The organism is Microbispora sp. KK1-11 (genome assembly GCF_006874435.1).
Taxonomy (GTDB): Bacteria; Actinomycetota; Actinomycetes; order Streptosporangiales; family Streptosporangiaceae; genus Microbispora; species Microbispora catharanthi.
Window position 1 is genome coordinate 213,786 of record NZ_VIRJ01000005.1, and the last position, 13,615, is coordinate 227,400.

12 protein-coding genes and 1 pseudogene are annotated in these 13,615 nt (G+C 71.4%); 7 read left to right on the forward strand and 6 right to left on the reverse strand.

Going from position 1 to position 13,615, the window contains the following annotated elements; translation table 11 throughout:
* Nucleotides 1–112: 112 nt before the first annotated feature.
* From FLW16_RS10280 to FLW16_RS10295, 4 genes are all read right to left on the reverse strand, one after another.
* Nucleotides 113–2,497, reverse strand: a complete 2,385-nt coding sequence (locus FLW16_RS10280) for an excinuclease ABC subunit UvrA (protein ID WP_221890986.1) — start codon at nucleotides 2,495–2,497, stop codon at nucleotides 113–115.
* Nucleotides 2,498–2,646: 149 nt separating this feature from the next.
* Nucleotides 2,647–3,057, reverse strand: coding sequence for a VOC family protein (locus FLW16_RS10285; protein WP_142559755.1), 411 nt, complete (start codon nucleotides 3,055–3,057; stop codon nucleotides 2,647–2,649).
* A 5-nt stretch (nucleotides 3,058–3,062) separates the two neighbouring features.
* On the reverse strand, nucleotides 3,063–3,512 hold the full coding sequence (locus FLW16_RS10290; RefSeq protein WP_142559756.1) for a helix-turn-helix transcriptional regulator: 450 nt from the start codon (nucleotides 3,510–3,512) through the stop codon (nucleotides 3,063–3,065).
* Nucleotides 3,513–3,761: 249 nt separating this feature from the next.
* Nucleotides 3,762–4,379 carry a lactate utilization protein gene (locus tag FLW16_RS10295; RefSeq protein WP_260615137.1) on the reverse strand — a complete coding sequence of 206 codons (618 nt, stop codon included), beginning with the start codon at nucleotides 4,377–4,379 and terminating at the stop codon, nucleotides 3,762–3,764.
* Between the two features lie 170 nt (nucleotides 4,380–4,549).
* On the opposite strand from FLW16_RS10295, the gene sigJ reads away from it, so the two are divergent.
* Together sigJ and FLW16_RS10305 are read left to right on the forward strand one after the other, a co-directional pair.
* Complete coding sequence (gene sigJ, locus FLW16_RS10300; RefSeq protein ID WP_142559758.1) at nucleotides 4,550–5,503, forward strand: RNA polymerase sigma factor SigJ; 954 nt, start codon at nucleotides 4,550–4,552, stop codon at nucleotides 5,501–5,503.
* A gap of 289 nt (nucleotides 5,504–5,792) precedes the next feature.
* Complete coding sequence (locus FLW16_RS10305; protein WP_260615138.1) at nucleotides 5,793–6,968, forward strand: macrolide family glycosyltransferase; 1,176 nt, start codon at nucleotides 5,793–5,795, stop codon at nucleotides 6,966–6,968.
* A gap of 27 nt (nucleotides 6,969–6,995) precedes the next feature.
* Here FLW16_RS10305 and FLW16_RS10310 read toward each other — a convergent pair.
* Nucleotides 6,996–7,838, reverse strand: a pseudogene (locus tag FLW16_RS10310) (LysR family transcriptional regulator); the annotation flags it as partial.
* A 122-nt stretch (nucleotides 7,839–7,960) separates the two neighbouring features.
* Between FLW16_RS10310 and FLW16_RS10315 the strand changes: the two are divergent.
* Both FLW16_RS10315 and FLW16_RS10320 read left to right on the forward strand, forming a co-directional pair.
* Nucleotides 7,961–9,340, forward strand: coding sequence for an MFS transporter (locus FLW16_RS10315; protein WP_260615139.1), 1,380 nt, complete (start codon nucleotides 7,961–7,963; stop codon nucleotides 9,338–9,340).
* 189 nt (nucleotides 9,341–9,529) lie between these two features.
* The gene (locus FLW16_RS10320) at nucleotides 9,530–10,729 is read left to right on the forward strand and encodes a PAS domain-containing sensor histidine kinase (protein WP_185949347.1); all 1,200 of its coding nucleotides are present in this window, start codon (nucleotides 9,530–9,532) and stop codon (nucleotides 10,727–10,729) included.
* Nucleotides 10,730–10,757: 28 nt separating this feature from the next.
* Here FLW16_RS10320 and FLW16_RS10325 read toward each other — a convergent pair whose 3' ends face one another.
* Nucleotides 10,758–10,967, reverse strand: a complete 210-nt coding sequence (locus FLW16_RS10325) for an alpha/beta hydrolase (protein ID WP_260615140.1) — start codon at nucleotides 10,965–10,967, stop codon at nucleotides 10,758–10,760.
* Here FLW16_RS10325 and FLW16_RS10330 point away from each other — a divergent pair.
* From FLW16_RS10330 to FLW16_RS10340, 3 genes are all read left to right on the forward strand, one after another.
* A complete protein-coding gene (locus FLW16_RS10330) occupies nucleotides 10,954–11,283 on the forward strand; it encodes a TetR-like C-terminal domain-containing protein (RefSeq protein WP_260615141.1) in 330 nt (109 codons plus the stop codon). The genes FLW16_RS10325 and FLW16_RS10330 overlap by 14 nt on opposite strands.
* 86 nt (nucleotides 11,284–11,369) lie before the next feature.
* Nucleotides 11,370–12,314 (forward strand): RNA polymerase sigma-70 factor, encoded by a 945-nt coding sequence (locus tag FLW16_RS10335; protein ID WP_142559760.1) that lies wholly within the window; start codon nucleotides 11,370–11,372, stop codon nucleotides 12,312–12,314.
* Between the two features lie 92 nt (nucleotides 12,315–12,406).
* Nucleotides 12,407–13,615, forward strand: coding sequence for an NAD(P)/FAD-dependent oxidoreductase (locus FLW16_RS10340; RefSeq protein ID WP_142559761.1), 1,209 nt, complete (start codon nucleotides 12,407–12,409; stop codon nucleotides 13,613–13,615).

Genomic DNA, 13,615 nt, shown 5'->3' on the forward strand with positions numbered 1-13,615 from the left:
ATCCCCTGATGCGCAGGCCCCCTTATCCCCCAAAACACCCAACCCCATCTGCCGGGGCCGCGGCGGCCGCACCCGCTTGTACGCCCGCCGCGGCCGTCCTGAACGGCCTGGGTCAGGCGCCGACGTAGGCCGCGAGGTGCTGGCCGGTGAGGGTGGAGCGGGCGGCGACGAGGTCGGCCGGCGTGCCCTCGAAGACGATCCGGCCGCCGTCGTGACCGGCGCCGGGACCCAGATCGATGATCCAGTCGGCGTGCGCCATGACCGCCTGGTGGTGCTCGATCACGATGACCGACTTGCCGGAGTCGACCAGCCGGTCCAGCAGCCCGAGCAGTTGCTCGACGTCGGCGAGGTGGAGGCCGGCGGTCGGCTCGTCGAGGACGTAGACGCCGCCCTTGTCGGCCATGTGGGTGGCCAGCTTGAGCCGCTGCCGCTCGCCGCCGGACAACGTGGTGAGCGGCTGGCCGAGGGTGAGGTAGCCGAGCCCGACGTCGGCGAGCCGGTCGAGGATGGCGCGCGCGGCGGGCGTGCGCGCCTCGCCGGAGCCGAAGAACTCCTGGGCCTCGGCCACCGGCATCGCGAGCACCTCGCTGATGTCGCGCCCGCCGAGCTTGTGCTCCAGCACCGCCGCCTGGAACCGCTTCCCCTCGCACTCCTCGCAGGTGGTGGAGACCCCGGCCATCATCGCCAGGTCGGTGTAGATGACGCCGGCGCCGTTGCAGGTGGGGCAGGCGCCCTCGGAGTTGGCGCTGAACAGCGCCGGCTTCACGCCGTTGGCCTTCGCGAACGCCTTGCGGATCGGTTCGAGCAGTCCGGTGTACGTCGCCGGGTTGCTGCGCCGCGAGCCGCGGATGCCGCCCTGGTCGACCGACACCACGCCTGCGCCGGCGGGGACCGACCCGTGGATGAGCGAGCTCTTGCCTGATCCGGCGACTCCGGTGACCACCACGAGCACCCCGAGCGGGATGTCGACGTCGACGTCGCGCAGGTTGTTCGCCGCCGCGCCGCGGATCTCCAGCGTGCCGGTGGGCTTGCGCACCGTCTCCTTGAGCGTGGCCCTGTCGTCGAAATGGCGGCCGGTGATGGTGCCGCTGGCCCGCAGCCCCTCGACGGTGCCCTCGAAGCAGACCGCGCCGCCCGCCGTGCCGGCGCCGGGGCCGAGGTCGACGACGTGGTCGGCGATCGCGATCATCTCCGGCTTGTGCTCCACGACCAGCACCGTGTTGCCCTTGTCCCGCAGCCGCAGCAGCAGATCGTTCATCCGCTGGATGTCGTGAGGGTGCAGGCCCGTCGTGGGCTCGTCGAAGACATAGGTAACGTCGGTGAGCGAGGAACCGAGGTGGCGGATCATCTTGACGCGCTGCGCCTCGCCGCCGGACAGCGTGCCCGACGCCCGGTCAAGGGACAGATAACCCAGCCCGATCTCCACGAACGAGTCGAGGAGCTGCCGCAACGTGGTGAGCAGCGGCGCGACCGACGGCTCGTCGAGGCCGCGGACCCAGTCGGCCAGGTCGCTGATCTGCATCGCGCAGGCGTCGGCGATGCTGATCCCCTCGATCTTGGACGACCGCGCGATCTCGCTGAGCCGGGTGCCGCCGCACTCGGGGCAGGTCATGAACGCGACGGCCCGCTCCACGAACGCCCGGACGTGGGGCTGCAACGCCTCCTTGTCCTTGGACAGCATCGACTTCTGGATGCGCGGGATCAGACCCTCGTAGGTGAGGTTGATGTTGTCGACCTTGATCTTGGTCGGCTCCTTGTAGAGCAGGTCGTGGAGTTCCTTCTTGGTGAACTTGCGGATCGGCTTGTCCGGGTCGAAGAAACCGCAGCCGCTGAAGATACGGCCGTACCAGCCGTCGACGCTGTAGCCGGGGATCGTGAGCGCGCCCTCGTTGAGCGACTTGGAGTCGTCGTACAGCTGGGACAGGTCGATGTCGGAGGTCCGGCCCATGCCCTCGCAGCGCGGGCACATGCCGCCGGTGACGTTGAACTCGCGCCGCTCCTTCACGGTCTTGCCGCCGCGCTCGAATTTGACCGCGCCCGCGCCGCTGATCGAGGCGACGTTGAAGGAGAACGCCTGGGGCGAGCCGATGTGCGGCTGACCGAGCCGGCTGAACAGGATGCGCAGCATCGCGTTGGCGTCGGTGACGGTGCCGACCGTGGAGCGGGGGTTGGGGCCCATCCGCTCCTGGTCGACGACGATCGCGGTCGTCAGCCCGTCGAGCACGTCGACCTCGGGCCGTGCCAGCGTCGGCATGAAGCCCTGCACGAACGCGGAATAGGTCTCGTTGATCAGCCGCTGCGATTCGGCGGCGATCGTGCTGAACACCAGCGAGCTCTTGCCCGAGCCCGAGACACCGGTGAACACCGTCAGCCGGCGCTTCGGGATCTCGATGCTGACGTCCTTGAGGTTGTTCTCGCGCGCGCCGTACACGCGAATCAGATCGTGGGTGTCGGCGACGTGCAGCTCAGGGGACTGCGCGTCCGTCCTCGTGGCCATGCTTATCGTGTTCTCCATGTGTTCGGGCGGGGCTGCCTTCGCGGTCTCCGTCGGCGTCGCCAGGCTCGATCCAACCAGCTTCGAGCGGTACGTCTGGTTCTCTTCGCCGGCGCGGGGGAACGAGGAACCAGCGGTGCGACGTGGCCGGTTCAGCGCAGTTCGTTGATGCGGATCATGTTGCCGGCGGGATCGCGGAAGGCGCAGTCGCGAACCCCGTACGGCTGCTCGATCGGCTCCTGCACGACCTCGGCGCCGCCGGCCTGCAGCCGCTCGAAGAGGCCGTCGAGGTCGTCGGACGCCAGGGTGATCATGGCGTAGGTGCCCTTGGCCATCATCTCGGCGATGGTGCGGCGCTCGTCGTCGGTGACGCCGGGGTTGCCGCCGGGCGGGTACAGGACGATGGACGTGCCGGGCTGGTTGACGGGGCCGACCGCGATCCAGCGCATCCCGCCGTAACCGACGTCGTTGCGGACCTCGAACCCGAGGACGTCGCGGTAGAAGGCCAGGGCCGCGTCGGGGTCGTCGTGCGGCAGGAAGGTCGAGTGAATCGTCACGTCCATGGCAGTCACGCTAGCTGCGGCTCGGTGATGCGTGCTTCTCGATTCCTGACGGGCCGGGTCACCTGTTTCGCCACGCAGGGCGGCATTCCGGCCGTCGCGCTCGCCGCCTGGCGCCGGTAGGTGCTGGGCGGCACACCGACCAGCTCGGTGAAACGCGTGCTGAAGGTGCCCAGCGACGAGCAGCCGACCGCGAAACAGACCTCGGTGACGCTCATGTCGCCACGACGCAGCAGCGCCATAGCGCGCTCGATCCGCCGCGTCATCAGATAGCTGTAGGGCGACTCGCCGTAGGCGAGCCGGAACTGGCGGCTGAGGTGCCCGGCGGACATGTTCACGCCGCGCGCGAGCGCCTCGACGTCCAGCGGCTGGGCGTACTCCCGGTCGATCCGGTCACGGACTCGGCGCAGCAGCGCGAGATCGCGCAGGTGCTGTGCCCAGGCGGGTTTGCTGCTCACCCGAGAATCGTACGTCGCGCCACCGACAGATTCGGCGTGCCGCCGGCCCGCACCTGCTGTCTGACCTGCGGCGCGTCCGGATCATCGCGACGCCGCGCCGTCCGACCGACCTGGATCTCTCCGTGAGATCCATGGCGTGCGAGAGCAGATCGCCAGGTGCTCGGCGTGGTTGAGGAACCCGGGAACAGGTGAGCGGTGCCGGCCCTTCGGCCGCTCCGCAGGGGTTCCCCAACCGGGAACGCCGGTGGTTCAGTAGCCGATGGCTTCGCGGAGCAGCAGGACGGTGCCGCGCCCGGGGTGGGGTTCCGCGTTGAGGATGAGAAGGCGGTTGAGGGCGCTGGGCTGCCCGTAGGCCTTCAGGGCGCGCTCGTTTTCCAGCGGAAGACAGTGGTCTTCGACGCGCCGCAGCGCGGTGCCCAGGTCGGGCACCACCTTCTGCGCCCCGACGATCCAGATCGCGCGGGCCGCGGCGCCCGAGTAGCCGGCCAGCTGGCCTCCGCTGGCCGAGGCGGCGACGAGGGATCCGGTCTCGGTGACCGCGGCGACGCTGCCCACGACGACGTCGGGGCAGGCGATCATCCGCCAGATCTCGCCCAATTGGGTGGCGCGGTCCATGGTCCTGCTGCGTGCCTTGACGGACTCGTATCGCCCGCTGCTGTTGAGGTCCTCATCGATGCCGGACAGGCGGAGGGTCTCGCTGGCCCCGGTGAACACGGCGGCGCCCTCGGGTATCAGCTCTTTGACGCGGGTACGCGCCGCGGCGGCGTCGTCGAGGATCTCGACGGCGAACCCGTGCGCGGTCAGCGCAGCGGCCGCCCGCTCCAGACGCTGCGCGGGCGCCGGGTCGGCGAACGATGGTGCCAGCATTGAAGTAGTCATGATGTCTCTGAGTTTCCTGTTCGCTGGATGATGTGTTCGTTCCAGCGGTTCGACAACACAGCCCACAGAAATGTGAGGCGAGGCACCGGCCTCACATTCCGGCGCGATCTCTTGTCGAACTGGTGAGGGCAGATGCGACCAAGGGAGCCGTCGGGACCATGACCACCGAATCCCGGACCACCCAATCCCGGCCAGGGCACGGCCGGCCCGATCCCGGCCTGGACGCGATCACGAGTGAGCGGCACCAGCTGATCAATATCGCCTACCGGCTCCTTGGCTCCCTGGCCGAGGCCGAGGACGCCGTCCAAGAGACCTACGCCCGCTGGTACGCCATGTCGCCGCAGCAGCAGGAGGCCATCAAATCCCCCGGCGCCTGGCTGACGACGGTCGCCAGCCGCATCTGCCTCAACCTGCTCAGCTCCGCCCGGGCCCGGCGAGAGACCTACGTGGGCGAATGGATCCCCGAGCCGCTACCCGAACGTACGGAGCGGAGCACCGGGCGGCCGGGCGGCACCGCCGTCGACCCGGCAGACAGGGTCACCCTGGACGAGTCGGTCAACCTGGCCTTCCTGGTCGTGCTCGACTCGATGACCCCGGCCGAGCGCGTCGCGTTCATCCTGCACGACGTCTTCTGCCACTCCTTCGCCGAGGTGGCCGAGATCGTGGGCCGTACCCCGGCCGCATGCCGCCAGCTGGCCTCCTCTGCCCGCCGCCGCATCCGGGCGTCACAGCCTTCCGCGACCCCGGCAGCCCGGCGCGCCAGCGTCGTCAGGGACTTCAAGCAGGCATGGGAAGCCAAGGACATCGACGCCCTCATCGGCCTGCTCGACCCCGACGCCACGGCGATCGCCGACGGCGGCGGCCTCGCCACCACCTTCCTGCACCCCATCGAAGGCGGCGAGCAGATCGCGCACGCCTGGGTCGAGATCGCCCGCCGGAGGCCCGGCGACATGACGATCCTGGAGCGTATGGTCAATGGTCAGCCCGGCCTGGTGGCTCAGCAGGACGGCGTCACCGTGACCGTGTTCGCGTTCGACGTCGCGGGTGACCGGATCACGCACATCTGGGTAGTACGCAACCCCGAGAAACTCCGCCGCTGGACGACGGGCTGACGCACAGACGTATCCGAGCGGCGGCGAGGTGGCCGTTCCGTCCAGCCCCGCCGCCGCTCGGGCGCAGTAGTGGCGGGCCGGCGGAAATCGGGGTGCCCGGAAGCCTGAGCGCGGCTAGGGTCGTGGGCATGCACTTCTTCCAGATCTACGGCTGACAGGCCGGGGCAGCGCCCCCGGTTTCCCTCTCGCATGTCCGTGTGCGTCGCCTACGACCGAGGCTTCACCGGAGAGGCCGGCGCGCGGGCTTGCTGTTTTCGTTTCGCCGTAGACCTGAAATGAGTGAGCTTGCATGTCCCGTCGTCGTGCCCACATCGCGATGGTCGGCGTCCCCGCCGTCAGCCACGTCCTGCCCGGTCTCGCGATCATCCGCGAACTGGTGGCCAGGGGCCACCGCGTGACCTACGCCAACGATCCGGCGGTGGCCGACCTGATCGCGGCCACCGGCGCCGAACTCGTCCCGTGCACGTCCCGGCTGCCGGTCGCCGACAACGACTGGCCGGACGACCCCATCGCAGCGATGGACCTCTTCCTGGACGATGCCATCCAGGCACTCCCCCAGTTGCGCGCCGCCTACGACCATGACCCGGCGGACCTGTACCTGTACGACATCGGCGCCTACGCTGCGCGCGCCCTCGCCGAATCGCAGGACCGGCCTCTCATGCAGCTGTCCCCAACGTTCGTGGCCTGGGACGGCTACGACCAGGACGTCGCGGCGCACCTGCGCCGGCTGCCGGGCGCCGACGCCTACCGGGCGAAGTTCGCCCAGTGGCTCACCGGTTGCGGGGCGTCCACCACCGACGTGGACGCCTTCTCCGGCCGTCCCCCGCGTGCCCTGGCGCTCATCGCCCGAGCGATGCAGCCGCACGCCGACCGGGTCGACACCGACACGGTGACCTTCGTCGGGCCCTGCGTCGACGCGACGGCGGACGCGGGCGGCTGGATTCGCCCGGCGGGCGCGGAGAACGTGCTGCTGATCTCCCTCGGCTCGGCGTACACCCGTCAACCGGAGTTCTACCGCCAGTGCCTGGCCGCCTACGGCAACCTGCCCGGCTGGCACGTCGTCCTCCAGATCGGCAAGTACACCGACCCGAGGGACCTCGGCGACATCCCGCCCAACGTCGAGGTGCACTCCTGGGTCCCCCAGCGGGCGATCCTGAACCACGCGGACGCCTTCATCACGCACGCCGGAATGGGCGGCTGCGGCGAAGGGCTGCTGTCAGGTGTCCCGATGATCGCCGTGCCCCAGGCCGCCGAACAGTTCACGAACGCCGACCGGCTCGTGGAACTGGGCGTGGCCCGCCGCATCGACACCGCGGAAGCCACCGCCGAGACGCTACGGGCGGCTCTGGACGACCTGGTCACCGACGCGGAGGTCGCCCGCCGCTCGGCACGGTTGCGCGCCGCCGCGCAGGCCGAGGGCGGCACCCTGCGCGCCGCCGACCTGATCGAGAACATGCTGACCTGAGCTCGCGTACAGGATCTCGCGCATGCCGGGGAGGGCCTCGCGGTCGGCCCTCCACACCAGGCGCAGGCTCAGGCCGGGGACGTCGAACGCGAGCCGGGCGAGGGCGCCGGCGGCGACCTGATCGGCGACCGCGAACCACGGCAGCAGCGTGATCCCGAGGCCGCGCTCGGCCCACGCCCGCATGACGGGCACGCCGCCGGCCCGCACCCGCTCCACCCGGTCGCCAAGCAGGCGCTCCCCCGCCAGCCAGAACGAGCAGGCGGGCACGTTGACCAGCAACCGCTGGCCGTACAGGTCCTCCTTGCGCAGCCGGGACGCGGCGGCCAGCGGATGATCCGGCGCGGCGACCAGCGCGAGCGGCACGGGATCGAGGTCGAGGAAGGCCAGCGGCGCGGCCGGCGCGCCGAAGCCGAGCCCGCCCAGATCATCACCGGTGTCGAGCAGCAGCGCCGCGTCGAGGTCCGCGACGGCGACCGCGTCCAGGAGACGGTCGCGGGCGCCGTCCGACCGCACCTCCACCACGAGGTCGGGACGGCGCTCGGCCAGCCGGGCCAGGACCGCGGGCACGTACACGGCCGCGATCGTCTCCAGGGCGCCGAGCCGCAGCACCGGGCGGGCCTCCGCGACGTCGCGCCGGGCCTGGTCGGCCTGGTCAAGCAGACGGCGCGCCCAGCCGCGCAGGCGCTCGCCCGCCGCGGTCGGGCGCATCCCCCGGGGACCCCGCTCGAACAGCGCGACTCCGAGGTCCCGCTCCAGCGTCCTGATCTGCTCCGACACCGACGACGGCGCGAGATCCAGGGCGACAGCGGCGTCGGTGACTGTCCGGTGTGCCACAACCGCCTCGAAGGTGCGCAACTGCCGCAGTTCCATGCCGCACCGAACGGGCCGGGAGCGTTCGGTTATTCCGAACGCCGCCTGCGGCTTGGACGGTGGAGCCCTACGGCGGCCGACGCCACAGTGACCCCCAGGTTGTCTACCTTCTGGAGATCCCTGTGACGTCGACTGTTTCCGCCGCTCCCCCAGCGGCGCCCGCCCGGCCCCGAACGCTGGCCGGGATCGCGCTCGGTTATTTCATGGTGCTGCTCGACACCACCGTCCTGTCGGTCGCCGAGCCCGACCTCGCCCGGTCGTTCGCCGGCGCCGGCGTGGCGGGGCTGCAGTGGACCGTGACCGGCTACACCCTCGTGTTCGGCGCCGCCTTGCTGACGGCCGGGTCGGTGGCCGACCGGTACGGCGCGCACCGCGTGTTCCGGGTGGCCGTCGCCGCCTTCGGCCTCGGCAGCCTGCTGAGCGCGTTCGCGCCGTCGCTGTGGGCGCTCGTCGGCCTGCGGGCGCTGCTCGGCCTGGCCGCGGCGGGCTGTGTCCCGGCGTCGATGGCGATGATCGCCCGGTTGTATCCGGTGCCCGCCGAGCGGGCCAAGGCGGTCGCCGTCTGGGCGGCGACCAGCGGCGCCGCACTCGTGGCCGGTCCGGTGACCGGCGGGGCGCTGACCGACCTGGCCGGCTGGCGGGCGATCTTCCTGATCAACGCCCCGCTCGCCGCCGCCACCCTCGCGCTCACGGCCGGAGCGGCCGTACGCTGCCCGCGCGGCGACCGGCGTATCGACTGGGCCGCCCAGGTCCTGGCCTGCGCGGCGGCGGCGCTGCTGACCGACACGCTGATCGCGCTCGGCGCCCGCTCCTTCATCCACGCCGCCTGGTCGGCGGCCGCCACGGCCGTGGCGGCTTGCGTCTTCGCCGTACGCGAGCGGCGCGGCCACGCGCCGGTCCTGGCGCCCGCCGTGCTGCGGACATCCGGTGTCCCCGGCGCGCTGCTGGCGGGGGCGGCGGTCAACTTCGCGATGAGTGGGGTGTTGTTCGTGCTGCCGCTGCTCTTCCAGCAGGCGCTGGGCCTGACGCCGGGACGGATCGGGGCGGCGCTCCTGCCCATGACGCTGCCCTTCGCCGTCAATCCGCTGCTGACCGGCAGGATCGTCGCCAGGTCCGGGCCGCGGCCGCCGGTGCTGGCAGGGCTCGGCCTGCTCGCGGCCGGCGGCGTCGCGTTCGGCGCGGCCGTCTGGGCGGGCGCCTCCTACCCGTTCCTGCTGGCCGGGCTGGTGGCCACCGGCTTCGGTGTGTCGTTCGCGCTGCCCGCCCTGGCCACCCTGGTCGTGACGGCGGCTCCCGAAGGCGCCGCAGGCGTGGCCGGTGGGCTGTTGAACGCGGCCAGGCAGTGCGGCGCCACGATCGGCGTCGCCGTGACGGGCGCGTTCGTGACCGTCGGCGTTCCCGATCAGGGACACCACGGCGCGGCGTACGCGCTGATCGTGCCGGCCGTGGTCTGCGCCGTGGCGGCCGTCGCCGTCGCCCGGGCGGCCCGGCCTCCCGCCTGATGAGGAGCCCGGTGGACGGTCGTCGTGATGGCGGCGGGCGTGTTCATCTCCTTTTCCGTCGCTCCTTCGTCGCCGTGCCCCGGTGACCCGCCGCCTCGCGGGAAGGGGACACAGGACGGCCGTGGGACGGGCGGCCGTATATGCCGACTGCCTGTGCCGGAGGACGAGGTGCGGGAAGGCCCCGTGGTCATGAGGTCAGAGATCGACTATGAGGCGGTGTTCAGGGCCGGCCAGGCCCTGTCGGCGGTGCTGACGCCCGACTTCGTCATGATCGCCGTGAACGACGCGTTGCTGAAGGTGAGCGGGCGCCGGCAAGAGGACCTGCTGGGCCACGACCTCTTCGAGGTCTTCCCGCCCAACCCCGCCGCGCCGGAGGACTCCGAGCACCAGGGGGCGCGTATGCTGCGAACGTCCCTGGAGCAGGTGGTGGCCACCCACCGCCGCGACTTCATGCCTCTCCAGAGGTACGACGTCGAGGTGGCGGGCCGGCCCGGCGTGTTCGAGGAGCGGTACTGGAGCACGGTCAACACGCCCGTGCTCGGCTCGCACGGCGAGGTGCGATGGATCCTCCTCACCAGCGAGGAGGTCACCGACTTCGTCCGCGCACTGCGGGGCTCCGGTGCGGTCTGCGAGCAGGATTCCCTGGCCCTGCAACTGCAGACCCTCAACGACCAGCTCAGGCGGGCGCACCGGGAGCAGCGCGAGACGACCTCCGCCCTGAGCGAGGCCATCGAACGGCAGCGGCGGCTGGTCCACGACGCCTCCCACGACCTGCGCAACCCCATCACGGGCCTGCTCACCGAGCTGGAGGTCGCGCTGTCCGAACCCGGCATCGACCTGCAGCGGATCCTGCGCAAGCTGCTCCGCGACGCGGAACGGCTCAACGACATCGTGGCCGACCTGCTCGACCTCGCCCGCATGGACAGCGAGACGCACGAGGGCGAGCACCTGATCGACATCGCCGAGTTCGTCGCCGAGGAACTTGATCGCCGCAGCCCGCGCACCGCCGTCCTCACCCGCCTCGACCCGCACGTGTGCGTACGCGCCTCGGTGATCCGCCTGGCCCGCCTGCTGGGCAATCTGCTGGCCAACGCCGAGCGGCACGCCCACACCAAGATCGAGGTCGTGGTCGCCGCCGACCCCCCCGACGCCGTCCTCGAGGTCCTCGACGACGGCCCCGGCATCCCGCCGGAAGACCGCGAACGCGTCTTCGAGCGCGGCTACCGCCGGGAGGAGGCCCGCGTACGGGATCCCAGCGGGTCCGGGCTCGGCCTGTCCATCGCCCGGGAGATCGCTCAGGAGCACGGCGGCCGGCTGTACGCCGCCGAACACCACGGCGGAGCCCGCTTCGTCCTGCGTCTTCCCCTCGCGACCGAGCGATGCTCCTGAAAACGCCGTCCCTGCGGAGGGAGTCCCGTCATCTGGCGAGGGCCTCCCGGAGGAACTCGGCGATCTCCGCTCGCGCGGCCCTCGCCTGCGGCACCAGGCTCGGCATGCTGAGGAACGCGTGCGTCGCTCCGGGATACTCGGTGAGCCGCGTGGGTGTCCCCGCCGCTCGCAGTCGTTCGGCGTAACAGCGGCCGTGATCGGCCACCGCCGGCCAGGCGGAGCTGATGGCCTCGACCATCCGCTGGATCGCGGCGAAGATCGGCGAGCCCGGCATCGGCGACGCGTTCGCCGGCGTGTTCAGCGACGCCGTCAGCGATCCGCCCCTGCGCGAGATCTTGTCCGCACGCTTCCAGGACCCGTACCGGCTCCAGCTGCAGGACACGCTCGGCGAGCCGGAGCACCGGGTCCTGTTCTTCATCGACGTCGTCGTCGGAACCCTGCTCCACCGGATGGGCATGACCGGCTCGCCGATGACCGACGCCGACGTCGCCGCACTGGTCGACGTGGTTCTGCGGCACTTCGCCGGCGGCGCCGACACGACCGCGACCCACTGACCGGCCTGCTCGCGATGCGTACGGCGAACAACCGCGGGACGCGATGCGACGCCTGCGGTTCACGCCCCCCGATCTAGGATCGGGTCATGCCTTTGACCGCGGACGACGTCGACCTGTTCGAGGCCTCCAGGCCGCGCCTGGAGGCCATCGCCTATCGCCTCCTCGGCTCCGCCGGTGAGGCCGAGGACGCCGTGCAGGAGACGTTCCTGCGCTGGCAGGCCACCGACGTCGACCGCATCGAGGTCCCCGAGGCCTGGCTGACGAAGGTCCTCACCAACCTGTGCCTCAACCAGCTCACCTCCGCACGGGCGCGCCGCGAGACCTATGTGGGCCAGTGGCTTCCCGAGCCGCTGCTCGCCGGGGACCCGATGCTCGGCCCGGCCGACACCGCCGAGCAGCGCGAGTCGGTCTCGTACGCGGTCCTCACCCTCATGGAGCGCCTGTCCCCCAATGAGCGGGCGGTGTACGTGCTGCGGGAGGCCTTCGACTATTCGCACCGGGAGATCGCCGAGATCCTCGACATCACCGAGGCCGCCAGCCAGCAGATCTTCCACCGCGCCAAGAAGCACGTCGCCGACGGCAAGGCCCGCACCGCGACCGACGAGGCCGCCACCCGGCGCATCGTCGAGGAGTTCCTGGCGGCCGCCACCACCGGCCGGATCGAGCCGCTCGTGCGCCTGCTCACCGAGGACGCCATCGCGATCGGCGACGGCGGCGGGAAGATCCCGGCCCGCGCCAAGGCGTTCGAGGGCGCCGTCGCGGTCGCGAAGTTCCTGCGGGGCCTGTTCAAACCGGCCGAGGTCAAGCGCGCCATGGTCGGCGGCACGCCCGAGGTCTACATCTGGACCGCCAACGGCGACCCCGCCGTCGTGGCCGTCGTGGACGGCCGGGTCGTCGGTGTCATGTGCCTGGAGCTCACCGCCGGGGGCATCGCCGCGGTCCGCAGCCAGGTCAATCCCGACAAGCTCGAACGCGCGACCGCGCTCTGGGCGGCCACGGATCACGGGGAGCCGCTGTTCGAGGCCCTCTGATCGCTGTGTGAGGTGCTTCACACCGCGTTCCTGTCAGGAAACGGCGCGCTGCCCGGTTCAGGTGGCAAATCGCGCAAGACAGGAGCAAGGGCATGCAGCACCGCATCATCGTCCTCGGAGGCGGATACACCGGAGCCATCGCCGCCGGGCGCCTGGCCAAGCGGCTCCGCCGCGAGGACGTCGCCATCACTCTCGTCAACGCCGAGCCCGACTTCGTCGAACGCGTCCGCATGCACCAGCTGGCGACCGGCCAGGACCTCAGGCCCCGGCCGTTCAGCGAGATGTTCGCGGGCACCGGCGTCGACCTGAGGCTCGCGAAGGTCACCGGGGTCGACGTCGACCGCAAGACCGTCACCGTCGCAGACGCGAACGGCGCCGGATCCGGATCCGTAGAACTCGTCTATGACACGCTCGTCTACGCCCTCGGCAGCGGCTGGAACGGGCAGGACGTCCCCGGGGCCGCCGAGCACGCCTACGAGATCGCCAGTCGGCCCGGAGCACTGCGGCTGCGCGAGCGGCTGGCCCGCCTCGACGCCGGGCAGACCGTGGTCGTCGTCGGCGGCGGCCTCACCGGCATCGAGGCAGCGTCCGAGATCGCCGAGTCCCGCCCGGACCTCGACGTCGCCCTCGCCGCAGGCGGCGACCTCGGCGACTGGCTGTCGCCCAAGGGCCGTGAGCACCTGCGGAAGGTCTTCGGCACGGTCGGGATCACCGTGCACGAGCACACCACCGTCACCGGCGTCGAAGCCGGCCGCATGCTCACCGCCGACGGCACGGCCATCCCCGCCGCGGTCACCGTGTGGACCACCGGCTTCGCGGTCCACCCGATCGCCAAGGCGACCGCCCTGGAGGTCACCGGCACCGGCCAGATCGTGGTCGACGGAACCATGCGCTCGGTCTCGCACCCCGACGTGTACGCCATCGGCGACGCGGCCATGGCGTTGGGCCCGGGAAACAAGCCGCTGCGCATGTCGTGCGCCTCGGGAACCCCCGCCGCGTGGCAGGCAGCCGACGCGATCGCGGCGCGCCTGACCGGCGGGAAGCTCCCCAACGTGCCGATCCGCTACTTCAACCAGTGCATCTCACTCGGCCGCAACGAGGGCCTGATCCAGTACGTCACCGCCGACGACCGCGCCGTGCGGGCGGTCCTGACCGGCCGGCTGGCCGCCGTCTACAAGGAGTTGATCTGCAAGGGCGCCGCCTGGGCCGTCGCTAACCCGACGCTCGGGCTGCCGACCCGGCGCCGCCGCGTCACGCGGAAGCCGGCTGCGGCGGGCTCGGCCGTCAAGGCGCCGGCCTAG